20 protein-coding genes and 4 tRNA genes are annotated in these 25,821 nt (G+C 71.7%); 11 read left to right on the top strand and 13 right to left on the bottom strand.

The genetic code is table 11. The annotated features are described in order from the left end of the window. Positions 1-117: 117 nt before the first annotated feature. The gene (locus ABZU32_RS13225; protein ID WP_354921255.1) at positions 118-1,350 is read right to left on the bottom strand and encodes a helix-turn-helix domain-containing protein; all 1,233 of its coding nucleotides are present in this window, start codon (positions 1,348-1,350) and stop codon (positions 118-120) included. Positions 1,351-1,966: 616 nt separating this feature from the next. On the opposite strand from ABZU32_RS13225, the gene ABZU32_RS13220 reads away from it, so the two are divergent. From ABZU32_RS13220 to ABZU32_RS13200, 5 genes are all read left to right on the top strand, one after another. Further along, entirely contained in the window at positions 1,967-3,832 is a 1,866-nt protein-coding gene (locus tag ABZU32_RS13220; protein ID WP_354921252.1) for a BTAD domain-containing putative transcriptional regulator, read from the top strand. A 256-nt stretch (positions 3,833-4,088) separates the two neighbouring features. Continuing rightward, complete coding sequence (locus ABZU32_RS13215; protein WP_354921249.1) at positions 4,089-5,522, top strand: aminotransferase class III-fold pyridoxal phosphate-dependent enzyme; 1,434 nt, start codon at positions 4,089-4,091, stop codon at positions 5,520-5,522. After that, entirely contained in the window at positions 5,504-6,553 is a 1,050-nt protein-coding gene (locus ABZU32_RS13210) for an NAD-dependent epimerase/dehydratase family protein (RefSeq protein WP_354921246.1), read from the top strand. Before ABZU32_RS13215 ends, ABZU32_RS13210 begins: the two co-directional genes overlap by 19 nt. A 16-nt stretch (positions 6,554-6,569) precedes the next feature. Continuing rightward, the gene (locus ABZU32_RS13205) at positions 6,570-7,553 is read left to right on the top strand and encodes a UbiA prenyltransferase family protein (protein WP_354921243.1); all 984 of its coding nucleotides are present in this window, start codon (positions 6,570-6,572) and stop codon (positions 7,551-7,553) included. A gap of 22 nt (positions 7,554-7,575) precedes the next feature. After that, positions 7,576-8,385, top strand: coding sequence for an AfsR/SARP family transcriptional regulator (locus ABZU32_RS13200; protein WP_354849085.1), 810 nt, complete (start codon positions 7,576-7,578; stop codon positions 8,383-8,385). Here the strand turns inward: ABZU32_RS13200 and ABZU32_RS13195 are convergent. The 5 genes from ABZU32_RS13195 to ABZU32_RS13175 form a co-directional block, all read right to left on the bottom strand. Further along, a complete protein-coding gene (locus tag ABZU32_RS13195; RefSeq protein WP_354921240.1) occupies positions 8,366-9,469 on the bottom strand; it encodes an endonuclease/exonuclease/phosphatase family protein in 1,104 nt (367 codons plus the stop codon). The two genes, ABZU32_RS13200 and ABZU32_RS13195, sit on opposite strands and share 20 nt — an antisense overlap. Before the next feature lie 142 nt (positions 9,470-9,611). Continuing rightward, the gene (locus ABZU32_RS13190) at positions 9,612-10,655 is read right to left on the bottom strand and encodes a glycosyltransferase family 2 protein (protein ID WP_354921237.1); all 1,044 of its coding nucleotides are present in this window, start codon (positions 10,653-10,655) and stop codon (positions 9,612-9,614) included. Between the two features lie 2 nt (positions 10,656-10,657). Then, complete coding sequence (locus ABZU32_RS13185) at positions 10,658-11,686, bottom strand: glycosyltransferase (protein WP_354921234.1); 1,029 nt, start codon at positions 11,684-11,686, stop codon at positions 10,658-10,660. Positions 11,687-11,829: 143 nt separating this feature from the next. Next, a complete protein-coding gene (locus tag ABZU32_RS13180) occupies positions 11,830-12,522 on the bottom strand; it encodes a sulfotransferase family protein (RefSeq protein WP_354921231.1) in 693 nt (230 codons plus the stop codon). A gap of 5 nt (positions 12,523-12,527) precedes the next feature. Next, on the bottom strand, positions 12,528-13,535 hold the full coding sequence (locus ABZU32_RS13175; RefSeq protein WP_354849072.1) for a glycosyltransferase family A protein: 1,008 nt from the start codon (positions 13,533-13,535) through the stop codon (positions 12,528-12,530). Between the two features lie 238 nt (positions 13,536-13,773). Here ABZU32_RS13175 and ABZU32_RS13170 point away from each other — a divergent pair, with 238 nt between their 5' ends. The 3 genes from ABZU32_RS13170 to ABZU32_RS13160 are packed head-to-tail and all read left to right on the top strand — an operon-like array spanning position 13,774 to position 17,201. Further along, positions 13,774-14,997: an endonuclease/exonuclease/phosphatase family protein gene (locus ABZU32_RS13170; protein ID WP_354921228.1), complete on the top strand. Its 1,224-nt coding sequence runs from the start codon at positions 13,774-13,776 to the stop codon at positions 14,995-14,997. A gap of 48 nt (positions 14,998-15,045) precedes the next feature. Then, positions 15,046-16,128, top strand: coding sequence for a glycosyltransferase family A protein (locus ABZU32_RS13165; protein ID WP_354921225.1), 1,083 nt, complete (start codon positions 15,046-15,048; stop codon positions 16,126-16,128). Continuing rightward, positions 16,125-17,201 carry a lysylphosphatidylglycerol synthase domain-containing protein gene (locus ABZU32_RS13160; protein WP_354921222.1) on the top strand — a complete coding sequence of 359 codons (1,077 nt, stop codon included), beginning with the start codon at positions 16,125-16,127 and terminating at the stop codon, positions 17,199-17,201. Before ABZU32_RS13165 ends, ABZU32_RS13160 begins: the two co-directional genes overlap by 4 nt. A 91-nt stretch (positions 17,202-17,292) precedes the next feature. Here the strand turns inward: ABZU32_RS13160 and ABZU32_RS13155 are convergent. The 4 genes from ABZU32_RS13155 to ABZU32_RS13140 form a co-directional block, all read right to left on the bottom strand. Continuing rightward, positions 17,293-17,367 (bottom strand) — tRNA-Val (locus ABZU32_RS13155). A 14-nt stretch (positions 17,368-17,381) separates the two neighbouring features. Beyond that, positions 17,382-17,454: transfer RNA gene (locus ABZU32_RS13150), tRNA-Gly, on the bottom strand. Between the two features lie 74 nt (positions 17,455-17,528). Continuing rightward, positions 17,529-17,599: transfer RNA gene (locus ABZU32_RS13145), tRNA-Cys, on the bottom strand. Between the two features lie 12 nt (positions 17,600-17,611). Then, positions 17,612-17,684, bottom strand: a tRNA-Gly gene (locus ABZU32_RS13140). 234 nt (positions 17,685-17,918) lie between these two features. Between ABZU32_RS13140 and ABZU32_RS13135 the strand changes: the two genes are divergently transcribed. From ABZU32_RS13135 to ABZU32_RS13125, 3 genes are all read left to right on the top strand, one after another. Then, positions 17,919-18,197: a hypothetical protein gene (locus ABZU32_RS13135; RefSeq protein WP_354849060.1), complete on the top strand. Its 279-nt coding sequence runs from the start codon at positions 17,919-17,921 to the stop codon at positions 18,195-18,197. Positions 18,198-18,213: 16 nt separating this feature from the next. After that, positions 18,214-20,034 (top strand): glutamine--fructose-6-phosphate transaminase (isomerizing), encoded by a 1,821-nt coding sequence (glmS, locus tag ABZU32_RS13130; RefSeq protein ID WP_354921220.1) that lies wholly within the window; start codon positions 18,214-18,216, stop codon positions 20,032-20,034. Between the two features lie 213 nt (positions 20,035-20,247). After that, on the top strand, positions 20,248-21,204 hold the full coding sequence (locus ABZU32_RS13125) for a pirin family protein (protein WP_354921217.1): 957 nt from the start codon (positions 20,248-20,250) through the stop codon (positions 21,202-21,204). Between the two features lie 299 nt (positions 21,205-21,503). Here ABZU32_RS13125 and ABZU32_RS13120 read toward each other — a convergent pair whose 3' ends face one another. From ABZU32_RS13120 to ABZU32_RS13110, 3 genes are all read right to left on the bottom strand, one after another. Next, entirely contained in the window at positions 21,504-22,592 is a 1,089-nt protein-coding gene (locus tag ABZU32_RS13120; protein WP_354921214.1) for a Gfo/Idh/MocA family oxidoreductase, read from the bottom strand. Then, on the bottom strand, positions 22,577-23,281 hold the full coding sequence (locus tag ABZU32_RS13115; RefSeq protein ID WP_354921210.1) for a ThuA domain-containing protein: 705 nt from the start codon (positions 23,279-23,281) through the stop codon (positions 22,577-22,579). Before ABZU32_RS13115 ends, ABZU32_RS13120 begins: the two co-directional genes overlap by 16 nt. A 123-nt stretch (positions 23,282-23,404) precedes the next feature. After that, the gene (locus ABZU32_RS13110) at positions 23,405-25,720 is read right to left on the bottom strand and encodes a glycoside hydrolase family 9 protein (RefSeq protein WP_354921207.1); all 2,316 of its coding nucleotides are present in this window, start codon (positions 25,718-25,720) and stop codon (positions 23,405-23,407) included. Positions 25,721-25,821 lie beyond the last annotated feature (101 nt).

Here is a 25,821-nt window from a genome sequence, read left to right as displayed (position 1 = left end):
AATGTTTCGGTAACGTATGCGACATTTCCGAACAAGCCGTCAATGTAAATTTTGGGACCCTACCTGTCAAGACCCGCTTTCCGTCGTGTCGAAACTTTCGAGAGCGCTGACGGCGTGTCAGGCGCCCCCGGAATCCAGTTCTGGCCAGGCTCCGGAGAGCACCCGGGCGACGGCGGTGTTGAGCACGCGGACGCCGCGGGTGGAGCCGGGGTTGAGGCCGGTCAGCTCGCGCACCCGCTGCAGGCGGTAGTCCAGCGTGCGGGGATGGATGTGCAGCGCGGTCGCCGCGAGCAGGCGGTTCATGTCGCAGCGGTAGTACACCTCCAGCGTGGCCAGCAGGTCGGGACCGCCGGACAGCCGCCGCGCCACCCCCCGCAGCCACTCCTCCACCTGGGGAAGCTGCGCGGCGCCGAGCTCGACGAACACATCGGCCATGCCGTGGACGCGGGTCGGGACGGCGTGGACGGGCGCCACCTGGCTGACCTGCCGGGCCATGGTCAGCGCTCCGGCCAGCGCGTGCGGCCGGCCCGGGGCCGAGCCGGCCGAGCAGGGCCGGCCGACGGCGGCGGCGAACTCGCGGGCCAGGGACAGCGCGCGTTCGCCCGCCGTCGCCCGTCCGTCCCCGGTCTCCGGCACCAGCGCCACGAACTCCTCCCGCGTGGGCCAGGCCATGGGGACCCGGTGGCCGCCGACCAGGGTCTCGATGATGTCGTCGCGCACCCGCTCGGCCCAGCCGAACGGCCGCCCGGCGACGCGGACCACGGTCACCAGATAGCGCTCGGGGACGTCCATGCCGACGTTGCCGGCCAGGTCGGGGGCGGCGGGGTCGTCGGCGAGCAGCAGCTTGGCGAGCAACTGCACGCGGGTGGCCAGGGGCAGGCGGTGCTCCTGCCCTTCCATGTATCCGCGGGTGTAGGCGTTCTGGGCGATCACTCCCTGCGGCGCGAGCCAGGCCAGGGTGTGCATCAGGGCCGACAGGTCGTTGGGCCCGGCGGCGTCCTGGATCTCGTCGAGGGTCAGGCTGGAGTGCAGGACGAGCACCCTGCGGTGCGTGGCGAGGGACACGCCCCGCTCTCCGCGTTCCCTGCCGACCGCCGCGATGTAGGCGAGGTCCTCCTCGTCGAAGGGCCGGTCGTCCTCGGCCAGGGTGAGCATGCGCCGGCGCAGGACCACCGCGAAGTCCATCAGGGAGGTGCGTCCTTGGGAACCCGTCGACATCATCCGGTACTCGGCCAGCTCGCGGGCGTAGACCTCCACGGCGCGGCGGGCGTTGGCGTCGAGCCGGTTGCGCAGCACCCAGAACAGGTCGCCCATGCGGGCCCCTCCGTCGATCAGGGACGTGGGTCCCAAGGGATGTTACCGGTCAAGTCGTGACATATGCCACCCTGACCGGAATAGGCCGAAATATGGTTTTCCGGCGTCCGGTTGTACGGAATGACGAATCCTCCAGCGGTCCAGGTGGGTGCGGTGTCCCGTCGATACCGGTCATTTCGTGACAAATGATGAAAAGCGCAATCCGCGGTACGAGAATTCCGGCGGCGTACCTAGTGTTGGGCTGCTGCGTGGATGCGCCCGAGACCGCCACTCCGCCAGGGTTCACCCCGCCACCGACGGGCCCGGGCCGACCGCGCGACGGAAGGGAAGGCTTTGCGTGAGCGGGCCGCGGGAACGCCGGGACATGCCTTTCCGTCCGGCCGTGAAACTTTCACTTCGCGAGACGGCGCGGGCGGCCTCCCAGGTATCCCGCCTGTTTCCTATTGTTTTCGCCCGGTCCCGATGTCGAACCTTCGCCCGCCGCCTCCGTGGAAGTCCGAACCGTTCGGGAATGCCGGCCGCGTAATCTTCTTCTCGCTTTCCGGTGAGTACCGTCCGAACGCCATCCCCGTCGATCATGGATCGCGTCAAATCAGATATATAAGCATTTGTACGGTTCATGCTGGCGAACACCGCGCCGCAGGGTGATGACATGGATTTCAAGATCCTCGGGCCGATCGAGGTCCGGGCCGCCCACGGGAAGCCGATCGCACTGGGAAGGCGCAAACAGAGGGTCCTGCTCGCCGCGCTGCTGCTCAACGCGGGCAAGGCGATCCCCAGCCAGCGGATGCTCGACTGGCTGTGGGGCGAGCGGGCGCCCGCCAACGCCGAGTCCAACCTCTACACCTACATCTCCGCGCTGCGCAGGGTGCTCGGCACCCCGTCCCGCATCGAGGCCGGCTCCAACGGCTACGTGCTGCGCGTCGCGCCCGGCGAGATCGACGTGACCCTGTTCGAGCAGCTCGCCGCGCAGGGGCACCAGGCGCTGTCGGAACGACGCAACGACGTGGCGCTCGAACGGCTGACCCGGGCCCTCGGCCTGTGGCGCGCCGAATCCGTCCTGGAGGGACTGCCCCTGCCCGCGCCGCTGCGCGGCGAGGCGGCGCGCCTGGAGCGCCTGAGGGCGACCGTCGTGGAGGCCACGCTGGAGGCCCGGCTGGCGCTGGGCCAGCACGGCGAGATGCTCGCCGACCTGGAGGCGCTGACCCGCAGGGACCCGCTGAACGAACGGCTGCGCGCCCAGCTCATGCTCGCCCTGTACCGCTCAGGGCGAAGGGCCGACGCGCTCGCGGTGTACCAGGGCGCGCGGGGGATGCTCGTGGCCGAGCTGGGCATCGACCCCGGCCCTGACCTGATGCGCATGCACCAGCGGATCCTCGCCGACGACCCCGCCCTCGCGCCGCCGCGGGCGTCCGCCGCCCGCCGGGCCTTCGCCCCGGCCGAGCTGCCCATCGACTCGCCCGCCTTCACCGGGCGGGCCGCCGAGATCGCCCGCCTGCAGACGGCGCTGACCTCCCCGGGGCCGGGCGCGATCGCCATCTCCGCGATCACCGGGGCCGCCGGGGTCGGCAAGTCCGCCCTCGCCGTGCACGTCGCCCACGAGGTCGCCGACCGGTTCCCCGACGGGCGGCTGTATGTGAACCTGCACGGCTCGACGCCCGACGTCGCGCCGCTGGACCCGGCCGACGTCCTGGCCCGCCTGCTGCGCTCCCTCGGCGACCACACGGCCGTGCGCGCCGACACCGACGAGGCGGCCGCCCGGTTCCGCTCGCTGACCGACGGCAGGCGCCTGCTGCTGCTGCTCGACAACGCCCGCGACGCCGCCCAGGTGCGCCCGTTGCTGCCGGCCAGCCCCACCTGCCGCGTGCTGATCACCGCCCGCCGCATGCTCACCTCCCTGGACGCCGTGGCGCACTTCCGCCTCGGCGTCATGGGAGAGGACGAGACCTCCACCCTGCTCGGCCGCCTGATCGGGGAGGACCGCGCCGCCGCCGACCGGCGGGCGGCGCGCGCGATCGTCCGGCTCTGCGGCGGGCTGCCGCTGGCGATCAGGATCGCCGCCGCCCGGTTGGTCGCCCGGCCGGGCCTGGCGCTGCGCGCCCTGGCCGACCGTCTCGCGGTCGAGGACGACCGCCTGTCGGAGCTCCAGTCCGACGACCGGGCCGTACGGGCGTGCTTCATGATGAGCTACCGGGGCCTTTCCGCCGAGAGCTCGCGGATGTTCCGCCTGCTGAGCCTGCTCGGCGGCTCCGACATCAGCGTCGCGGTCGCCGCCGCCCTGTCCGACCGCTCCGAGGCGCGCGCCGCGGACCTGCTGGACCACCTCGCCGACGCCCAGCTCCTCGAGGCCTGCGACCACGACCGCTACCACATGCACGACCTGCTGCGCCTGTTCGCCCGCGAAAGGGCCAGGGAGGAGGAGGCCGAGGAAGACCAGGCGCGGGCCGTGCGTCGGGCGCTGCACGCCGTCTGGACCTCGCCCGTGCCGCCGGTCCCCTGCGCCACCGCGAGCGGCTGAAACGGGCACTGACCGGCCACGCCGGAAATCATCCGCATTCACCGTGAGTTCTGACAGGTGAATCCGCGTCGGCCCCCTTCCGGGCGATTCTTTCTCCTGCGCGCCCTCCCGCATGCCGCCGACCTACACAGATTCGTATGGGGCGAGGTATAGCCGCACTCAACACCATCGATGACATGTCTCCTCTCTTCTCGCCCGGCGAGGAGAAGGCCGGCGCCTTGCGGAATTCGTGCGAACACGTAAGGGAAGGGCAGACGTGTCTGAGCTGATCGGCATCGACGAGTGTGAAGACTTCTCGGTGAAACAGGTCCAGGACCTCTACAGAAAGTACGTCAGCCGCAGTCAGGTCAACCTCATGACCTCCTTCGGCTTCGGCCGTGAACTCGTCGAGCGCGCCGAGGGCGCATGGATCTGGACGCGCGACGGCCGCCGGGTCCTCGACGTCACGGGCGGCGTCGGAGTGCTCAACCACGGCCACAACCACCCCCGGATCCTCGAGGCGCGCCGCCGCTTCGCCGAACGCCGGCGAATGGAGGTGCACAAGGCGTTCTTCTCCCCGTACGTGGCCGCGCTGAGCCACAACGTGGCCGAACTGCTGCCGGGAGATCTGAACATCTCGTATTTCCCCAATTCCGGCGCCGAGGCCAACGAGGGCGCCGTCAAGATGGCGTACAAGTACCACGAGGGCCGGCGCAACACCATCCTGCGCTCCGACATCAGCTTCCACGGCAAGACCCTCGGCGCGGGCAGCCTCACCGGATCGGCCGAGAACTCCTTCCGCTTCCCGGGGCTCCCGGGCATCGTCGTCCACCCCTACGGCGACATCGCGGCCCTGCGCCAGGCCATCGAGGCCGCGCGCACCCCCGACGGCACGTGCGACGTCTACGCGATCATGGCCGAGCCGTACAGCGCCTCCAGCATGCGCGCGTGGTCGGAGGCCGACCTGTACGAGATGCGCCGGCTCTGCGACGTCAACGACATCATGCTGATCTTCGATGAGGTCTACACCGGGTGGGGCAAGACGGGCAGCCTGTTCTACTTCATGCGCTACCCCGACCTGCTGCCCGACATCCTGGTGTACTCCAAGTCGCTCGGCGGCGGCAAGGCGTCGATCTCGGGGTACACCGCCCGCGAGCCGGTCTTCCGCAAGGCCTACGACCGGCTCTCCGACGTCATCCTGCACAGCACGACCTACTACGGGTTCGGCGAGGAGACCGTCACCGCGCTCGAGGCGATCAACGTGGTCGTCGAGGACGACTACCCCGCGCGGGCGCGGCAGATCGAGCGCATCCTGCGGCCCGGCCTTGAGAACATCCACAAGCGCCACCCCGACGTGGTCGGCCGGGTCAGCGGTGTGGGCTCACTGTGGGGGGTGTTCCTGGCCGGCGGCCCCAAGGTGCTCGACCTGGCCGCCAAGCTCGCGCCGGGCTTCTCCGGCGACCCGCAGTTCCGCACCAAGCTGATCACCCTGTCGGTCATCGCCGAGCTCTACCGCGAGCACGGGATCGTCTCCTACTACAGCCCGAACGCCGACAACCCCCTCGTCGTCGCGCCGACCCTCGCCGTCGAGCCCGAGGACCTCGAGTACTTCCTGGACTGCCTGGACAAGACCCTGGCCAAGGGCCTGCCGCGGCTGCTCGCCCGGTTCGTCCGGGAGAAGGTGGGGTCGCGATGGTCCTCCGGGTCGTAGTCACCGGCAGCGCCGGAATGCTCGGCGGGAACCTGGCCCGCCGGCTCGTGCTCGAAGGCCACGACGTGCTCGGCGTGGACGTGCGCCCGCTGCCCGACCCGCTTCCCGGGGTCCGGCACCGGATCGGGGACGTGCGCGATCTGCCGCTGATGGCGGAGGTGATGGCCGGGGCCGACGCGGTGGTGCACTGCGCGGGCGCGCTGCCGAGCTATCCGGCCGAGCAGATCCACGACCTGATCGTCAACGGCACCCACGCCGTGCTGGAGGCCGGGCGCCGGGCCGGGGTGGAGCGGCTGGTCCACATCTCCTCCACCGCCGTGTACGGGCTGCCCAAGCTGGTGCCCACGCCGGAGGACCACCCGCGCGAACCGGTCGACCCCTACACCAGGGCCAAGAGCGAGGCCGAGGAACTGGCCGAGAAGTACCGCTCCGGCGGGATGTGCGTGCCGATCCTGCGTCCCAAGACCTTCCTCGGCCCGGGCCGCATGGGCCTGTTCGCGATGCTCTTCGAGTGGGCCGAGGAGGGACGCAACTTCCCGGTCATCGGCGGCGACAAGCGCATCCAGATGTTCGCAGTGGAGGACCTGGTGGAGGCGGTGACCGGCGTCCTGACCGCGCCGCCCGCCGTCGCCGACGACACCTACAACCTGGCCGCGGCCGAGTTCGGCACGCTGCGGGAGGACTTCCAGGCGGTGCTCGACGCGGCAGGGCACGGCGGACGCGTCGTCTCGCTGCCCGCCCGCCCGACGCTGGCCGGGCTGCGGCTGCTGGAGCGCAGCCGGCTGTCCCCGGTGTACGGGCGGCTGACGCGCAAACTGCTCGCCGACTCCTACGTCAGCATCGACAAGGCCCGCGAACGGCTCGGCTTCCGGCCACGGCTGTCCAACCGGGACGCGATCCTCCGGACCTACTCATGGTGGCGGGAACACCGCGGGGAACACCGCGCGGCCGGCTCACCGCGCGGCGCGGGACGGACCAGCCGCGACGCGTGGCGGCAGGGCGCACTCTCACTGGCGAAAGTGTTCTTCTGAGCTGACCGGGGTAAACATGCACGTCGTCGAATCGGCAGACGTCCCAGAAAGCCCGCAGCGGCGCGAGCCGGCGCCGGGCCTCGCCGCGGAGGCCCGGACGCACCTGATCGCGGACCTCGCCGGCCTGATCCGTCCCTCGCACGCGGCCAAGGCGATCTTGCTGGTGCCGGTGGCGCTCATCGGCGCCGCCTCCTACAGCCTGGCCGAGGTGGCCGGGATCGTCGCGGCCACGGTCGCGTTCATCCTCGCCTCGGCCGCCGTCTACATCGGCAACGACATCGCCGACCGCCACCGCGACCGCCACCACCCCGTCAAGCGCCACCGGCCCATCGCGGCCGGTCGCGTGGGAGTCGGCACCGCCTCGGTGTGCTGCGCGGTCCTGCTGACGCTGCTCGGGGTCATCGTCGCCCGCGCGCCGGGCACCTACTGGCCGCTCTACGTGTACCTGGTGCTCAACATCGCCTACAGCCGCGTCCTGAAGCACATCCCGCTGGTCGACGTCGGCACGGTGGCGGCCGGCTTCGTCCTGCGCGTCGTCCAGGGGTATGAGGTGACCGGAGGACGGGTGCCGGCTTGGCTGCTGATCACGGTGTTCTCCATGTCGCTGGTGCTGCTGATCGGCAAGCGGCGGCAGGAGCTGCTGCGGACCGGCGCCGTGCACCGGCCGGCGCTTCGCGGCTACTCGATGGAGCTGACCAACTGGCTGCTGCAGATCGCCTCGGTGCTGTCACTGGTGTCGGGGCTGATGTACCTGCGCGACGAGGGCCCGTTCGGGCCGCAGCACGGCCAGACGGCGATGATGCTGTCCACGCCCTTCGCGCTGTTCGCCCTGTTCCGGTACCTGCAGATCCAGCTCGTGGACCAAGACGGCGGTGACCCGGTCCGCATCCTGCTGCGGGACCGGGTCATGGTCGCGAACTCGATGTTGTGGGCCGCCACCTTGGGCGTGACGCTCGTGCTCGTCCACCACCCATCCCTGGCGGCCTTGGTCACGTTGTGACAGCGACACGGAAAGGAAGGCGATGGACGTCCGATTACTGGGACCGGTCGAGGTGACCGTCGAAGACCGGCACGTTCCGCTGGGGCCTCCCCAGCGGCGTGCGGTGCTGGCCGCCCTGGCGGTCGACGCCAATCACCCCGTATCACTGGGGACGCTGATCGAGCGTGTCTGGGATCTTCCGCCGGACCGGGCGACGGACTCTCTCTACGCCCACATCGCGCGCCTGCGCCAGGCGCTGACGGCGACCGGGATCGGCATCGAGCGCCGCGGCGGCGGTTACGTCCTGGAGGTCGACCCCGACCGGGTGGACGCCTACCGGTTCCGCCGGCTGGCGAAGCAGGCGCAGACCCGCGCCGGGGACGACCTCACCCGGGCCGCGCTGCTGGCCGAGGCGATGGAGCTGTGGCGCGGCTCGCCGCTGACCGGCGTCCCCGGAGACTGGGCCGCGCGGATGCGCTACAGCATCGAGCAGCAGTTCGTCGGGGCCCTGGTCACCTGGGCACAGGCGCACCTGCGGCTCGGCCGGCCCGACATGGTGGTCACCGAGCTCACCCCGCTGGTTCCGCGCTATCCGCTCGCCGAGCCGCTCGCCAGCATGCTGATGCGCGGCCTGTGCGCTCTCGGCCGCACCGCGGAGGCGGTGGCGCTTTACGCCCGCCTGCGCGGGTACCTGGCCGAGCAGCTCGGCATCGAGCCGGGTCCTGAACTGCGCGCCCTGCACCTGACCATCCTGCGCGGCGACCGCGACCCGCTGACGCGGGCGGCCGGCGCGGCCGGCGGAGCCGGGGCCCGCGAGCTGCTGTTCGCGCAGGTCACCGGCTCGGTGAGATGACCAGGCGCTGCCCGCTGTGGTCGGACTGCCCGTTCGAGCGCACCAGCCGGTACTCGTGGACGGTCAGCCCGGGCGTGGTGAAGGCCCAGTCGATGCGCCACCAGGGCAGCCGCTCGTCCCAGGTGACGGGGTAGAGGGACCCGAGGGCCGGGGCGGCGTCGGTCATCCGGTCCGGCAGCAGGCGCAGGATGCCCATCGCCGGCGAGGCGTTGAAGTCGCCGGCCAGGAAGGCCGGGTGCGGGTTCGCGCCGATGTCGGCCGCGAGCGCGCGGAGGTTGGCCACCCGCGCCCGGTGCTGGGTCCGGTCCAGGCGGCGCGGGTCCAGGCCGCGCGTGGACGGGTCGAGGGGCGAGTTGATGTGGGCGTTGTAGAACGAGACGGTCTCGCCGCCGGCGCGCACGTCGGTGCGCAGGGTCTTGACGGTGTAGAAGCCGGGCCAGTGCGAACCGGCCGGCACGACGGCGTCCCGGTCGCCGTCCGCCCACGGGCGCAGGTCGATGCCGCGCGAGAGGACGATGGGGAAGCGCGACAGCGTCACCAGCTCCCCGGCCTCGGCGACGTGGTAGCCGGGGAACTCCCGGCGCAGCCGGTCCAGGCCGTCGACCCTGATCGGCCTCGAGTCAGGGCCGAAGTAGACGTACTCCTGAAGCAGCAGCACGTCGGCGTGCTGGGCGCGCAGGTACCGGTAGAAGCCGGCGGCGTCCTGGGGCGGCGTGCCGGTGGGCGGGGGCATCTCCCGCCCGGCGTCCGCCCGCTGGTCCCAGTACCAGGTGTTCCAGGAGAACACCGTGATCGCGCCCGGCGGGGCCGGGACGGCGCGGTGCCACAACGACGCGAGATTGATGCCGCTCACTCCGGCGCCGAGCGCCAGGGAGATCAGCGCCGCCGCGGCGGCGACCGGCCGCCCTGCCCGCTGTGGCCGCCGTATCAGGCGCGCCGCCACGACGGCCACCAGCAGCAGGGCCGGGACGAGCGCGAAGGTCAGCGGCGGCACCAGCTCGGGGACCTGCCACCACCACACCCGGCCGGACAGCGCGCGATGCAGCGCCACGACGACCAGCCAGGCCACCGCCGCCGCCGTCACAGGACCGACCCTCCGGCGCGCCCTCGGGACGCGCCGGGAGCCGCCGGGCCGCGTCGCGACCCGCGTTCCCTCGGTCATCGGCGCCGGCCGGGCACCGGACGCGGGTCCGCGGCGGGCCCCCGCCGCGGACCCCGGGGGGCCGTCACGTCGCCGCCTCCCCGGCGGCCGCCGGCCGCACGAGCAGGTCGGTGTCGTAGAGCCTGCGGAACCTCGCCGAGCACAGCCACCGCACCACCCCGGCCGCCACCCCGGCCGCGATGGTCACGTTCACCAGGAAGTGCACCGCGCCGAAGTACAGCAGGAACGACGGGCCGCGCCTGCGCAGCACGAAGCGGTACATGCCGAGATCGGCCAGGAGCGACACCGCCAGGGCGAGCGCCGGGAGCGCGGCGCCGGCCGGGCCCAGCAGGACCGCCACCGGCACCGCGGCGAGCGCCGCGAGTGCCGCCAGGCTGCCGCCGGCCCGGCTTCCGGTCTCGAACCCGCGGGCGAAGCGCCGCCGCTGCGCGTAGAGCGGCACCCGCGCCCGCCCCCGCCGGTACAGCTTGCGCAGCAGCATGAACAGCTTGTCGTCGTGGTCGTGCCGCGAGCGCACGGCGGTGGTGAGCACCATCTCGTACCGCTGGGTGAGGCGGTGGCCGTAGTCGACCTCCTCGGTCTCGCGCAGCTCGGTGTTGAACGGCCCGATCTCGTCGTACACGCGGCGGGGCATGGCGACCAGCGCCGGGAACAGGAACGAGATCGGCCCCTCGGAGCTGACCGTCCAGTAGTAGTACTGCAGGGCGCGGTATTCCTCGACGAGACTGTCGCGGATCAGCGGCTCGGGGTCGTGGATGCTGCACACGGCGCCGAGCCCCGGATCGCCGTCGAGCATCCGCACCGCCACCTCGACCGAGTCGGGGTAGGCGGCGACGTCGGAGTCCACGAACACGAGTATCTCACCGGTGGCGTGGGCGACGCCGAGGTTGCGCGCGCCGGCCACGCCCATGTTGCGCTCGGTGCGCACGACCCGCACGCCGAGCCGCCGCGCCACCTCGACCGAGTCGTCGGTGCTGCCGTCGTCCACCACTATCAGCTCGATCGGCCGGTACGTCTGCTCCTGCAACGCGCGCAGGCACAGCTCCAGCGAGGCGGCGTAGTTGTAGTTGGGCACGATCGCCGACACCAGCGGGGAGTGGCCGGTCATCGTCACACCTCCACCGACGCCGAGCGGGCGGGAATGTCGTAGGTGCGGCGGAACCGGCTCGACAGCACGCATTGGGCGGCGCCGGCGAACACCGCCACCGCGACGGTGACGTTCACCAGGAAGTGCACCGCGGCGAAGTACAGGGTGAACGGCAGGCCCGCGTAGCGCAGGACGAACCGGTACATGCCGAGGTCGGAGGCGATCGACCCGAGCAGCAGCGCGATCGGCGCGACCAGCCACAGGGGGCCCAGCAGCGCCGGCAGGGGAGCGGTGAGCACGGCGAACAGCGCCGCCAGCGACCCCCACCCGCGGCTGCTGTTGGCCGGGCCGCCGTTGAAGTCGGGGCGGCGCAGGTACAGCGGGATGTGCAGCCGGGCGCGGTGGAAGAACTTCGACAGCACCACGCTCAGCCGGTCGTCGTGGTCGTGCCTGCCGATGATCCTGTTGTCCAGCACGATGCGGTACCGCTGCGTGACGCGGTGGCCGTACTCGGCGTTCTCGCTGTGCCGCAGCGCGGGGTTGAGCGGCCCGACCTCGCGGAAGACCTCCGCCCGCATCGCGAACAGCGCGGAGTAGATGGTGGTGATGTCGCCCTCGTCACCGGAGATCCAGTAGTGGAGCTGGAGGCTGCGGTACCGCTCCACCATGCTGTCGGCGATCAGCGGCTCGGGGTCGTAGGTGCCGCACACCACCCCGATCGAGGGGTCCTCGGTGAGCAGGTCCACCGCGTGCGCGACCACGTCCTCGGCGAGCGCGAGGTCGGAGTCCAGGAAGAACAGCACCTCCCCGCGCGCGTATCCCACGCCGAGGTTGCGCGCCGCGGGGGCGCCGATGTTGGTGTCGGTCACCACGACGCGCACGCCGTGCCGGTGGGCGATCTCCACCGATTCGTCGGTGCTGCGGTCGTCGACGACGATGACCTCGATGTGGGGATAGGTCTGGCGCTCGAGCGCCTCCAGGCACAGGCCGAGCGTGCGGGCGTAGTTGTAGTTCGGCACGATGACCGAGACGAGCGGCCTTCGTTCGTCCATGATCGATGACCCCTTTCGGGCCGTCCGCAGTGTGATGACGGTTACTTGCCGCTTCCTCGCGGAAGAGGGGCATGCGGCGCCGCGGGACGCGCGGCGGAGACGAGGGCTGGGCGACTCCGACGGCCGGTCCCCGGTGGCACCGCTCACCCGCTCCGGCGCAGCAGCAGCGGCGCGGCGCGGCCCCGGCCGCTCCTGGTGAACTCCGAGCCGCCGTTGACCCGGGGGAAGGGCTCGTCCGGCACGGGGACCTCCAGGAAGGCGCAGAGCGGCTCCCAGCCTTCACGCGCGTCGAAGATCAGGAGCCGCTCGGCCGGGATGGTGGCGACGACCTCGGCCGTGTGCGCCCTGAACAGTTCGATGGCGCGTTCCGGCGCGCGGTCGGCCGGGGTCCGGAAGGTGCGGGCGTCGAGGGTGGTGTCCACCATCTTCACGAACGCGGCGAGATCGGTGCCCAGCAGCGACGACAGCGCGACCGCCGCCCGGCCCGGCAGCGAGTTCATCCGCTGCCGCTGCATGAACAGCGTGCCGCGCATGCTGTCCAGCCACCGCTCCGGATCGCGGACGGTAAGGACGATCTTCGCCTTAGGGTAGTACTCGGCCAGTGCCCGCCAGTGCGCGGAGGTCGGCCCGTCCACGCACGACTCGTAGCCGATGAGCACGTCGTCCCAGTTCACGTCCCGTCCGTGCCTGAGCCCGGCCTCCAGCAGCGGCCTGATCCGGCCGGGGTGGCGGAACACGTCCACCATGTGATGACACGGCCCGAGGCCGAGCCGCTCCAGCGCCGTCTTCAGCGACAGCGTCCCTGTCCTGCCGAACCCGGTGCCGATGACGCGCATGGCGCCTAGTCCTGCGCGGCGAGCAACTGGGCGGGCTTGGTGAGGCGCGAGAGCGCCAGGCGTTGCAGGACGCCCACCGCCCCGCCGAGGGCGCCGGTGAAGGTGACGGCGAGATGGACGCCGGAGAAGTAGACGCCGAACGGGACGCCCCGCTGGGCGAAGGCGAACCGGTAGGTCGTGCCGTCCAGCGCGGCGGCGGCGGCGACGAGCGCGGGCGGGACCAGCGCGCCGGCGCGGCCGGCCACCAGGGGCAGCGCCAGGGCCGGGACCGCGGCGAGCAGCAGGACGCCGCCGACCGCGCGGGGCACCGAGTCGCCGGGCGTCTCGCCCTGGCGCCAGTCCATCGCGCTGAGGCGGGCGCGGCGGAACACCTTGCGAAGGATCGTCCGCACGGTGGCGTCGTGGTCCTTGCGCCCGCGCACCGTGTCGGTGAGCCGCACCTCGTGGTCGCGGTTCACCCGCACGCGGTAGTCGGAGGAGACGGTCTCGCGCAGCTCGGGGTCGAACGGGCCGACCTCGGCGAACACCTTGGCCGGCACGGCGAGCACCGCCGCGTGCAGCTCCAGGGTCGGGCGGTGGGCCGGCATCCACCAGCGGTACATCTGCAGCGCGCGATACTGGGAGGCGAGGCTCTGGGACATCAGCGACTCGGGGAGCAGGATCCCGCCGAGCGCGCCGACCGAGGGCTGGGCGTCGAGGATCTCCACCGCGTTCTGCACGGCGTCGGGGTCCAGGGCGATGTCGGCGTCGAGGAAGAACAGGATCTCGCCGGTGGCGTGCTCGGCGCCGAGGTTGCGCGCGCGGGTCGGCCCGCCGTTGACCTCCGTGCGCAGCACCTTCGCGCCCTTGGAGGCGGCGACCTCGGCCGCGTCCTCGGTGCCGCAGTCGTCCACCACGATGACCTCGATGTGCGGGTAGGTCTGTGCCTTCAGCGCATCCAGGCAGAGTCGCAACACGTCGGACCGGTTGTAGCTGGGGATGATGACGGAGACTACGGGGTGCTCCCGACTCATGGTGTGCTCCAGTGGCTAGAAGCCGTGGTCGCGACACGGGGGTGTCCGACCTCGTGTCCGTTTCACGTTAAGCACGGGGGCTTGTCCCATTCTTGTCGCGTCCGTCCTCCGGGCCGGGCCTCCGGCGGCGCGGCTGACAAGGGTGCGCGGCTGACAAGGATGCGACAAGACCGCGTCAATACGTTCGATGCCGACCCACGCACCGAGAATGGTGTCGATGTCTCCGAGGATGGTGTCAATGCGCGACCGGGACGCCGTGATCGAGGAGCAGCCCCTCAGCCCGCCGTCCGAGCCCGGTGCGGGCTGGGCGGCGCGCGTGGGGCGTGCTATCCGCCCGCGACGGCGATGGTGCCTGGGCACCAAGCTCGTCGTGACCGCCTCCGTGGCGTGGCTGGTGTTCGTGGTGTGCCACCTGCTGGCCAGCGGGCGCACCTCACTGTGGGCGCCGATCGACCTGATCCCGCCGCTGCTGTTCCTCGCGGTCCCGGTGGCGCTGATGCTCGTGGCGCCGCTGGCCCGTCCGGTCCGCTGGCGCATCATGTCGCTGCTGGTGGTCACCGTGCTGCTCGGCGCCGGGCGGAGCGGGGTGAACTACGAAACCCTGTGGTACACGCCGCCGCCCGCCCCGCCGGGGGCCATCACCGTGGCCGCCTGGAACACCGAGTTCTGGGACCAGGACTGGCGCACCGCCGGGGGCGACCGGTATTCCCCCGAGTTCTACGCCTACCTGCACAGCCTGAACGCCGATGTCTACCTGCTGATGGAGTACCTCTACGTCGACACCGCGGCGGGCGACATGACCTCGCAGCGCTGGACGGCCGACCTGGCCAAGCGCATCGACAAGACGGCCGAGCTGCGCCGGGAGTTCCCCGGGTACCACATCGCGGTGTCCGGCGAGCAGATCACGCTGTCGCGGTTCCCCATCGTCGCCCACCGCGGCCTGGACGTGCGCCCGTGGCTGCCGGCCGACCAGAAGCCGATCCCCGAGGCGCTGCGCGCCTGGACCGAGGGCTACACGGTCGAGACGCTGCGCACCGACATCGAGGTCGGCGGGAAGGTGGTCTCCTTCTACGACGGCCAGATCTCCCAGCCGCCGACCGAATGGCGGCTGTGGAGCGCCGAGTCGCGCGACCTCGATCACAGTCACACCCTGCGGCGCGAGGCGAGCTTCCGGGCGATCAGCGCCGACATCGCGGCCAACCGCAACCCCGTGGTGCTCGCCGGCGACCTCAACACCTCCCCGGCGATGGGCATCCGCCGCCTGCTCCCCGAACGGCTGGTCGACCGGACACCGGCGCTCTCCTCCCTCTATCCGGCGACCTACCTGGCCGGTACCGCCGAGCTGTGGCGGATCGACTGGCTGTACACCACCCCCGACGTGGCCGTGCACCGCTACGAGCTGCCCGGCCCGGCGGGGCTGTCCGACCATCGGGCCCAGCGCGTGGTCATGTCGGTGTCCTGACCGGCGCGCGGGGCACGGCCGGTGACCTTACCGACGAAGGGAACGGATATGCCTGACGAGATGGCCTGGCGTGGTGATGTCGCGGTCATCGTGCCCAACTACAACAAGAACAAGACCCTCCGCGCCTGCCTGGAATCGGTGTACGCGCAGACCTACCCGGCGGCCGAGGTGATCGTCGTCGACGACGTCAGCACCGACGGCTCGCTTGACATCGCGCGAGAGTTCCCGTGCACGATCGTCGAGCCGCCGCGCAACCAGGGCCCGGCCGGCGCGCGCAACCTCGGCGTGGCGAGCAGTTCCGCGCCGCTGCTGTTCTTCGTGGACTCCGACACCGCGCTCGCGCCGGACGCCGTCCACAACGCGGTCAGGGCCTACCGGCGGACGCCCGACGCGGGGATGGTGCAGGGCATCTACGACAAGGAGCCGCTGTACGACGACGGCCCCGTGGAGCGGTACCGGGTCATCTGCGAGCACTACGAGCGCAGCCAGACCACCGCGACGTTCCTGTCCTGCACGCTGATCCCGCGCCACGTCTTCGAGGAGGCGGGGCGCCTGGACGAGCGGCTGCGCGACGGCGAGGACTTCGAGTTCGGCACGCGGGTGCCGTCCCGCTACCGGCTGGTGGTGGACACCTCGGTGGTCACCCGGGCCGACGACGAGGACCGGTTCTGGGGGTGCCTGGTGGAGCGGTTCGTCCGCTCGACCACGCTTCCGCTGATCATGGTGCGGGCGCGGCGGCTGCGCGGGGAGGGCCGGGTCGGCTTCCAGCTCAACATGATCGGGACCGGCCAGCACAGGCGCCGCAAGCCGCCGCGGGTCTCCTCCGCCTCGGCGACGGCGACCTTCCTCACGCTGCCGCTCGCCCTGCTCAGCCCCTGGCTGCTGCTCGTGCCGGCGGCGACGCTGGCGGTGTTCCTGCGCATGAACAGCAGGTTCATCGGGTTCACCTACCGGTACCGGGGCGCCCGCTTCGCCCTGTGGGTGAGCTGGATGCAGCTGTGCTTCCACACCGCGTTCTTCCTCGGCGCCTGCGTGGGGCTGCTACGCGTCGCTTATGAACTGGCCCGCCGGCAGGGCGAGCCGGTCAGGACAGGCCTGTCCCCGGCCTCGACGGCCGGTGCGCGCGAGTGAGCGCGAGCAGCGTCCCCCCACCGGCACGGCGGTTCCGGCCTCCCCGGATACCGGGGCCGCTGCGGCGGCTGCGGCTCCCTCGCCTGCCCCGCCCGCTGAAGCGGGCGTTGATCGCGGCCTTCGCGCTGGCCGTCGCGGGCGCCATCGCGCTGACGCTGTCCCGCCTCGACTGGGGGGTGGTCGGCGTCCTGTTCACCCGGCGCGACCCGGCGCAGATCACCCTGCTGCTGGCCGGCGCGCTGGTGGCCAGCATGGCCGGGTTGTCGTTCGGGTTCCTGGCCTGGCGGGTGGTGCTGCTGGAGATCGGCCCGCCGGTCAGCGAGCCGCGCGTGGTGCGCATCTTCTTCGTGGGCTTCCTGTCGAAGTACGTGCCGGGAAGGGTGCCCGGCATCATCGCCATCACCAAGGTCGCCACCGCCAACGGCGTCACCTTCGCCCGGCTGATCAGCACGGCGGCGGTGGTCATGAGCCTGGTGCTGCTGAGCGGGTTCACGGTCGGGCTGCTGGCGGGCGTGCAGATGCTCGGCGCGCAGGCGGCATGGCTGGCGGGCGCCGCCGTGCTCATCGTGGTCGTCCTGGTGCGGCCGCAACTGATCAACCACGGGTCCGCGCTGCTGCTGCGGCTGCTGCGCCGGCCCACGGCGGCCAAGGCCGCCTCGGTCCGCGGGGTGCGGCTGGCGGTCGGCTGGCAGAGCCTGTCGTGGGTGGTCACCGGGCTGCACCTGTGGCCGCTGGCCATCGCCATGGGCGCGCCCGCGGCCCGGTCGCTCGCGCTGTGCGTCGGGGCGTTCACCCTGGCCACGACGATCGGCATCGCGGCCGTGTTCATCCCCGACGGCATCGGCGTCCGCGAGGCGGTGCTGACGGCGGCGCTGAGCGTCGTCCTGCCCGCCCCGGCCGCCGCCGTGGTGGCGGTGGCCAGCCGCCTGGTCTCCACGGTCAGCGAGGTGCTGCTCGGAGCCGCCGCCCTGGCCGTCGCCGAGTACCTCATCCGCCGGGGGAGGGCCGCCCCCGGGCACCCCGCCCAGCCGCCGGCCCCGCAGGCCACGGCCTCGATCGACGGCGCGACCTGATCGCCAGCCCCGCGAACCCGGACGGCTCGCCACCGAGCAGGAGCGGGCGAGGACGTGAAAATCCCCAGGCCATGCGGCCTGGGGACGGAGGTGGTGGGCGATACTGGGATTGAACCAGTGGCCTCTACCGTGTCAAGGTAGCGCTCTCCCACTGAGCTAATCGCCCTCGATGAAGATCAGAGCGGACGACGGGATTCGAACCCGCGACCCTCACCTTGGCAAGGTGATGCTCTACCAGCTGAGCCACGTCCGCATGATCACCCGGGCGGTGACGCCCGTGCGATGCCTTTCAACTTTACCGGATCCCGGCGGTGCGAGATCCCGTCGAGGTGGAGACGGGATTTGAACCCGTGTACGCGGCTTTGCAGGCCGCTGCCTCGCCTCTCGGCCACTCCACCAGGATCTTTCCGAGCGGACGACGGGATTCGAACCCGCGACCCTCACCTTGGCAAGGTGATGCTCTACCAGCTGAGCCACGTCCGCATGACCTCGGAGGGAACCGCTCTCCGGGTACGCAGATGACTCTAGCGCGTCCCCGGGCCGCGCGTGCACAGTCCACGCGGAACAGGGGTGCGTACCGGAGGGTGGAATCGCACCCGTACCAGGGGCGCGGCGCGGCGAGATGGGGCTGGATCGAGACGCTCGGGTGCGTATCGTTGCCCGGAATCGGGCAGGATTCTTGGCGTGCCGCCGTTTTCCTGCGTAAAGTCTCGCCCTGTGTCAACGGCACGGCAGCATTCCCACGAAGATCTGATCGCGCATCTGACCCGCACCACCCTGCTTCGCCCGGGAGAGGCGGCACGGGTGGTCGCCGAGGTCGTGGCGTACTTCTCGGAGTCCCTGGAGGAGTACGTCCGCCGCCGCCACGGCGAGATGAAGGCGCGCGGCATGACCAACGAGCAGATCTTCCCCACCATCGCCGCCGAGCTCTCCGCCCGCCCCGTCGCGGCTCCCGGGCTGTCGTTGCGCCAACTGCGCCGCATCGTTTACGGCTAACGCCAAGGAGATCTATATGTGTGGAATCGTGGCTTACGTCGGGCCGAAGGACGCGGCGCCGATCCTGCTGGAGGGCCTGCAGCGGCTGGAGTACCGCGGCTACGACTCGGCCGGTCTCGTCGTCGGCAACAAGGGCCTGAAGTTGCGCAAGGTCAAGGGCAGGGTGGCCGACCTGGCGGCGGCCGTGCCCGCGCGGTTCAAGGGCGGCCTCGGCATCGGCCACACCCGCTGGGCGACCCACGGCGTGCCCAACGACGTCAACGCCCACCCCCACCTCGACACGGCGCAGCGCGTCGCGGTCGTCCACAACGGCATCATCGAGAACGCCGGCGAGCTGCGGGCCAAGCTCGTCGCCGACGGCGCGGTCTTCCTCTCCGAGACCGACACCGAGGTGCTCGCCCACCTCATCGCCCGCACCGTCGAGGACACCGACTCCCTGGAGGAGGCGGTCCGCAAGGCGCTCAAGAGCATCGTCGGCACCTACGGCATCGCCGTGCTGGACGCCCAGCGCGCCGGCGAGATCGTCGTCGCCCGCAACGGCAGCCCGATCGTCATCGGCATCGGCGAGAAGGAGATGTTCGCCGCCTCCGACGTGGCCGCCCTCATCCGCTACACCCGGCAGGTGGTGCACCTGGAGGACGGCGAGCTGGCCGTGCTCAAGGCCGACGGGTTCCGCACCTTCACCATGGACGCCCGCGCCACCTCCAAGGAGCCGCTGACCGTCGACTGGGACGCCGGCCACTACGACACCGGCGGCTACGAGCACTACCTGCTCAAGGAGATCTCCGACCAGCCCGAGTCGGTCGCCCGCACGCTGAGCGGCCGCCTGGACGGCCGGTTCAACATCGCCCACCTGGGCGGGCTGAACCTCGACGCCCGCGAGACCCGCGCCTTCCGCCGCGTGAAGATCATCGGCTGCGGTTCCGCCTACTACGCCGGCCAGATCGGCGCCCAGCTCATCGAGGAGCTCGCCCGCATCCCCGCCGACGCCGAGCCCGCCTCGGAGTTCCGCTACCGCAGCCCCGTGGTCGAGCACGACACCCTGTACGTCGCGGTCAGCCAGTCGGGGGAGACCTACGACACCCTGGCCGCCGTGCAGGAGCTCAAGCGCAAGGGCGGCCGGGTGCTCGGCGTCGTCAACGCGGTCGGCAGCGCGATCGCCCGCGAGGTGGACGGCGGCGTCTACCTGCACGCGGGGCCGGAGGTCTCGGTGGCCTCCACCAAGGCCTTCACCTCCACCGCCGTGGCGTTCGCGCTCATCGCCCTGCACTTCGGCCGGGTGCACGACCTGTCGCCCGCCGACGGGCGGCGCATCGTCGAGGGCCTGCAGAGGCTGCCCGACCAGATCGCCGAGATCGTCAAGCAGAACGACGCCATCGAGGCCCTGGCCCGCAAGTACGCCCCGCATCCGAGCATGATGTTCGTCGGCCGCGTGCGCGGCTACCCGGTGGCCCGCGAGGGCGCCCAGAAGCTCAAGGAGGTCTCCTACGTGCACGCCGAGGCCTACCCGGCGAGCGAGCTCAAGCACGGCCCGCTGGCCCTCATCGGCCCCGACATGCCGACCGTGGCCATCGTGCCCGACGACGAACTGCTCGACAAGAACCTCACCACCCTCGGGGAGATCCGCGCCCGCGGCGGCAAGGTGCTCATGGTCGGCCACCGCGTCCCCGACGCCAAGCTGGCCGAGGACGTCATCGTGGTCCCGAAGAACGAGGTCGAGCTGGACCCGATCCTGCTCGGCATCCCCCTGCAGCTGTTCGCCTACCACGCCGCCGTCGCCCTCGAACGCGACGTCGACAAGCCGCGCAACCTCGCCAAGAGCGTCACCGTCGAGTAGCCGCGCCGCCCGCCGGCCCGTGGCGTCCCCGTCCCGCGGCGGACGCCCCGGGACGCCCAGGACGCTTCGGCGTCTGGGAACCGCGGGACGCCCGGGACGCTTCGATGCCTGGGAACCGCGGGACGCCGGGACGCCGCGGCAGGGCGGGCAGGGGACCGCGGCGCAGGTGGCGGGACATTCCGGGCATCGGTCGGCGGATCGTATTGTGCACGGGTGAGCAATCTGGAACGGGAACCGCACGAGACCGCCTGCGGCGGCGAGGGCGAGGCCGCAGAAGGACCGGTCCGCGAGCTGCTGGCCGGCCGCGACGTCGTCCTCGGCGGCACGCGCGGCATCAAGGTGACCCGGACGCTGCCCGGCCGCGAACGCCGCATGGTCGGCGCCTGGTGCTTCCTCGACCACTACGGCCCCGAGCGGGCCACCATGAGCGTCGGCCCGCACCCGCACACGGGCCTGCAGACGGTGACGTGGCTGCTGGAGGGCGAGGTGCTGCACCGCGACAGCGTCGGCAGCGAGCAGCTCATCGGTCCGGGCCGGTTGAACATCATGACGGCCGGCCGCGCCATCGCCCACTCCGAGGAGTCGGTGCGGCCGGACTCGGTGATCCACGGCGTGCAGCTGTGGGTGGCGCTTCCCAGCGCGTCCCGCCACGCCGAACCGTCCTTCGAGCACCACGCGGACCTGCCGCGCCTGGTCGCGCCCGGCGTCCAGGTGACCGTCTTCGCCGGAGAGCTCGCCGGGCTGGTGTCGCCGGCCCGCGTCCACAGCCCGCTGACCGGCGCCGAGGCCGCCTTCGACGACCGGTCGGCCATCACGCTGCCCCTGCGCCCCGATTTCGAGTACGCGGTGCTGACCCTGTCCGGCGAGGTCGAGGCCGACGGGACGCGCCTGACCCCCGGCCCGCTGCTCTACCTGGGCAGCGGACGCTCCGAGATCGCCCTGGCCTCTGCGGGGCAGGGCCGGGCGCTGCTGCTCGGCGGCGAGCCGTTCGAGGAGGAGATCCTCATGTGGTGGAACTTCGTCGGCCGTGACCAGCAGGAGATCGAGCGCTTTCGCAAGGAGTGGGAGCAGGGCGCCGCGTTCGGTGACGTCGGCGGCACCGCCCTCGCCCGCATCCCCGCCCCGCCGCTGCCCACCATCCGCCTGAAGCCCCGCGGCCGCCGCCGGTAGCCTCACCGGCCGGGCCCCTCCCGCCCGCGGCGCGGCGGGAGCGCGGCGATCGCGCCCGGGCCGGAGATCACCGCGAGCGCGAGTCCCCCTGAGCGCGGGGCCACCCCGGAGCGCGAGGTCACGCCGGAGCGCGAGGTCACCGCGGAGCGCGGGGCCACCGCGAGCGCGAGGTCACGCCGAGGTCGCCGTCGCGGGGCGAGGGCGCCCCGCGACGAGGACCTGCGGTGCGGTGCGCGCGGTCGCTCACCTGCCGCTGTGGCGCGTGCGGCCGGTCACCTGCCGCGAGCGCGCGCGGCCGCTCACCCGGCCGGCTGCAGGGTGACGGGAAGAGGACGTTCGCAGGTGCTGGTGAGCGGCACCGCCGTCCCCGAGTGCGCGGCGGACAGCAGGGACTCCATGACCTCCAGCACGTGGTAGGCCAGCGTCCCGCCCGCGCGGGGCTCCCGGCCCGCCGGGGTCGCCGCGAGGTCCGCCAGCCCCACCCCGCGCCCGGCCTCGAGGTAGCCGGCCGAGACGGGAAGGGGCTCCCAGCTCCGCTCGTCGACCTTCGCCAGCATGACCGGCCCGTCGAAGTGGTTCGGATCGGGTACCGAGAGCGAGCCCTGCTCGCCGTGCACCTCGATCTTGGGCGCGGTGGTGGCCGCCCCGTCGAAGCTCATCACCAGCGTGGACATCGCCCCCGACGCGTGGACGAGCACGCCGGTGACGTGGGTGTCGATGGTGACCGGGATCTCCTCTCCGCGGCGGGGGCCCGAGGCGATGACGCGCTTGTCCCGGGTGCGCCCGGCGGCGCCGACGACCGTCGTCACCGGCCCGAGCAGGGTGATCAGGCTGGTGATGTAGTACGGGCCCATGTCCAGGAGCGGGCCGCCGCCGGGGGCGTAGTAGAAGTCGGGGTTGGGGTGCCACATCTCGTGGCCCGGGGTCATCATGGTCGCGGTCGCGGCGACCGGCCTGCCGATCAGGCCGTCGTCGATGGCCTTGCGGGCCGTCTGGGTGCCGACGCCGAGCACCGTGTCGGGCGCGCACCCCACGCGCACCCCGGCGTCGGCGGCGGCGCGCAGCACCCGCGCGGCGTCCACGGCGTTCGCGGCCAGGGGCTTCTCGCAGTAGACGTCCTTTCCGGCCGCGATGGCCAGCAACGCGACCTCGGCGTGCGCGGCGGGGATGGTGAGGTTGAGCACCACGTCGATGCGCGGGTCGGCCATCAACTCGGCCACGCTCAGCACCTCGACGCCCGGGTAGGGCCGCACGGCCTCCCTGGCCCGTTCGAGGTCGAGGTCGGCCACCGCCGTCAGCCGCAGCCCCGGCAGCCGTTCGATGGTCTGGCCGTACTGGGCGAAGATGACGCCGCACCCGACGACGCCGACGTTCACCGGCTCGCCCACAGCATCCCCCTCTCGATGATGGTGCGCACGTTGTCGTCGTTCAGGACGTCCAGGCTGTGTCCCGGGGTCGCGACGAAGATCTTCCCGTCGCCCCACAGGCGGGTCCAGATCGCGGGCGAGGTGACCTCGCGGTGCCAGGGGTCCCACGGGCGGACCTTCTGCGTCGTGGTGGCCAGCACGTCGACGTAGTCGTCGGCCAGCACCCAGTACTGCTCGGTCACCAGGTCGAAGTCCGCGATGCCCGCCGTGATGGGGTGGGTGCTCGCCTCGGGCAGCATGTTCACGGTGTAGGGGACGAAGTTGTCGGCCGGGGAGCCTTCCCGCTCGGCCGGATCCTTTCCTGGATGGCAGGCGAACTGCCCGCCGATGAGGTGCAGGTAGTCGGAGGAGGCGCGGAAGGAGTCGGCGATGCCGCCGTGCCAGCCCGCGAGTCCCGTGCCGGCGCGGACGGCGGCCTCCAGCCCGCGCAGTTCCTCCGGCTCGATCGTGCCCATGGTGTAGCACTGCACGATGAGGTCGACCCCGGACATGAACGCGGGATCCGCGTAGGGGGCTGGTGACTCCGCTCGATGTACCTCGAATCCCTGCTTCTCCAGGAAGGGGATGAAGAGGTCGGTGGCCTCCACCGGGACGTGACCTTCCCAGCCGCCCCGTACCACCAGCGCCCTGCGGCCGTGCTCGTCTGACATGCTTTCACCTATCACTCAACGGCAAACGACTCCAATCCTCACATTTCCGGCCGGATCGGTCACTACTGCATTTTTGCCATAGGCCGGCCCCGCGCCGGGAGTCGTCGCGCGGGGCCGTGTTCGTCAGGCGGGAGCGCAGGTCACCTGGGACGGAATCGCGTTGGTGCCGTTCCAGGAGCCGTTGAAGCCGAACGAGGTGGAGGCGCCGGCCCCGAGCGTGCCGTTCCAGGACAGGTTCGCGGCCTTCACGGTCGATCCGCTCACCGTGTACGAGGCGTTCCAGAGCTGGCTGATCGTCTGGCCGTTGGGGAAGGTCCAGGTGGCCGTCCATCCGCTGATCGTGGCGGCCCCGGTGTTCTTCACGGTGACGGTCGCCCCGAAGCCGCCGGGCCACTGGTTGGTGAGGGCGTACGTCGCGGTGCAGGCGTCACCGGTGTTCCCCGACGGCGACGGGCTCGGCGAGGGGGAAGGTGACGGCGAGGGACTGGGGCTCGGGGACGGAGAGGGACTGGGGCTGGGGGACGGCGAAGGCGACGGTGACGGGCTGGGGCTGGGCGTCGCGGAGGGCGACGGGGTGGGGGTGGCGGAGGGCGACGGACTCGGGGCCGGGCCGGCCTTCTCCGCGGTCCAGGCGCTCACCCACGCCAGCACCGCGTTCCAGTTGATCGCGACCTCGTTGACCGACCATGCCTCGATGTCGTCGAGGTAGCACTTCTGCGGCCGGCACCCGCTGAGCCGGGCCTGGGCGACCGGGTCCTGCAGCCCGCTGTTGGGGCCGCCGGCGAGCGCGCCGGGCGGTGCGATGGGCAGTGAGGAGTCGAGCTGGTGTGCCCAGAACCGGTGGTGGACGTTGCGCGAGGGCTGGTCGCCGTACCCGGTCACATACGACTGGCCCAGCGGGTTGCGCCCGAACTCGTAGGCCATCGTCTCGAACACGCCGGTGCGGAAGCGCTCCTGCCCGCTGAAGTCGTAGGCGAGCGCGAGCAGGGCGGCGTTGTTGAGTATCAGGTTGTTCGAGCCCCAGATGTAGCCGCCGCCCGAGGGCGCGAACGGCACCGGGTAGCCCTGTCCGCGCATCGCGGCGAGCAGTGTGTCGCCGTTGCTGACGAAACGGTCGCGCAACTGCTGGCCGATGGTGGAGGTCAGGCCGTTCGGCACGAGCGCGAGCGTGATGTCGCCGAGCGAGCCGACCTCCGACCACTGCGCGCCCTCGTTGGTGAAGCTCCTGCCGTAGTAGAGGGACGAGCGGGTGAGGTCGTCGCGGTAGGTCTGCTTGCCCGTGGTGACGTACAGCTCGGCGGCCGCCCAGTAGAACTCGTCGGTGACCTTGGTGTCGACGTAGGAGCCGCCGCCCTGGTCGTCGTTGCTCGGGGCGATGACGGACGGATTGGCCTTGGCCGCCGCGTACGCCTTCTCCGCGGCGGTGAGGCAGCGGCTGGAGAAGGCCGAGTCGATGGAGGTCCACACCCGGGCGCACTGCGCGGCGGACGCGGCCAGGTTCAGCGTGGCGGCGGTGGTGGGCGCGGACAGCAGGCGGGGCTGGGGGTCCTGGTCGGGCCGCAGCGGCAGGCCGGTCCACGCCTGGTCGTGGATCTTGGCGTGTGCCATGCCGGCGAGCGACTGCCCGCTCGGGACCTGCATCTTCAGCATGAATTCGATCTCCCAGCGGGCCTCGTCGAGGACGTCGGGCACGCCGTTGCCCCGCTCGGGAATCGCCATGGTGCCGTCGCCGAACGCCGCGCCGTTCGCGCCGGAGACGTACTTGGCCCGCTCGTGGATGTTGACCAGCTGCCAGGCCGACATGCCGCCGTTGACCACGTACTTGCCGTGGTCTCCCGCGTCGTACCAGCCGCCGCGCACGTCGAGCCGGTATCCGCAGCCGCTGCGGCAGGGCACGTTGTCGTCGCCCTGGTTGGGCGAGAGGTTCAGGTGGCCGGCGGGCCGGGCGTACTGGCTTCCCACGTACTGCGCGTCGATCGCGATGCCGCTGCGCTGGTGGTAGAAGAACGCCAGCGCGTCGTAGGGCAGCTTCTTCCAGGCGTCGGCGCCGATGTCGAAGGACCGGCTGGACTCGTTGCCCACGGTGAGCACGAAGTTTGTGCCCGTTCCGGTGTACGAGGAAAAGTCGATCTTGTGGACCGTGTCCCCCGACGGGCCGTCCTGCCCGAAGACGGTCGTGGTCCCCGTCGCCACCACCTGGTCGGAGCCGTTGAGCAGGCTCCAGGTCAGCGGCGAGGAGGAGGAGGTGACGACGGTCGCCTGCTTGGCCATGCCCGGCGCGTAGGCCACCTGGTTGACCTTGATGCTCTGTCCGAGCGGCGGGCGGGCGAGGGCCTGCACCGGGCTCGTCGCGGTCACGACGGCGAACGACGCCACCCCGACGGCGAGCGCCATGGACAGGGCCGCCCGGGGGCGGCCCCTCCAGCGTGGTCTCTTCATGATGAACACCTCCGGCCTTCATGTTTCGTTACCGCATCATGGGATTGAGACGGGATCGGAGGACACCTCTCGGGCGGACTGGTCGCTCTGCCGCAGGTCAC

This window comes from Sphaerisporangium sp. NPDC005288 (assembly GCF_040607475.1).
Classification (GTDB): Bacteria; Actinomycetota; Actinomycetes; order Streptosporangiales; family Streptosporangiaceae; genus Sphaerisporangium; species Sphaerisporangium rhizosphaerae.
This window is presented reverse-complemented; position numbering and strand designations above follow the sequence as displayed.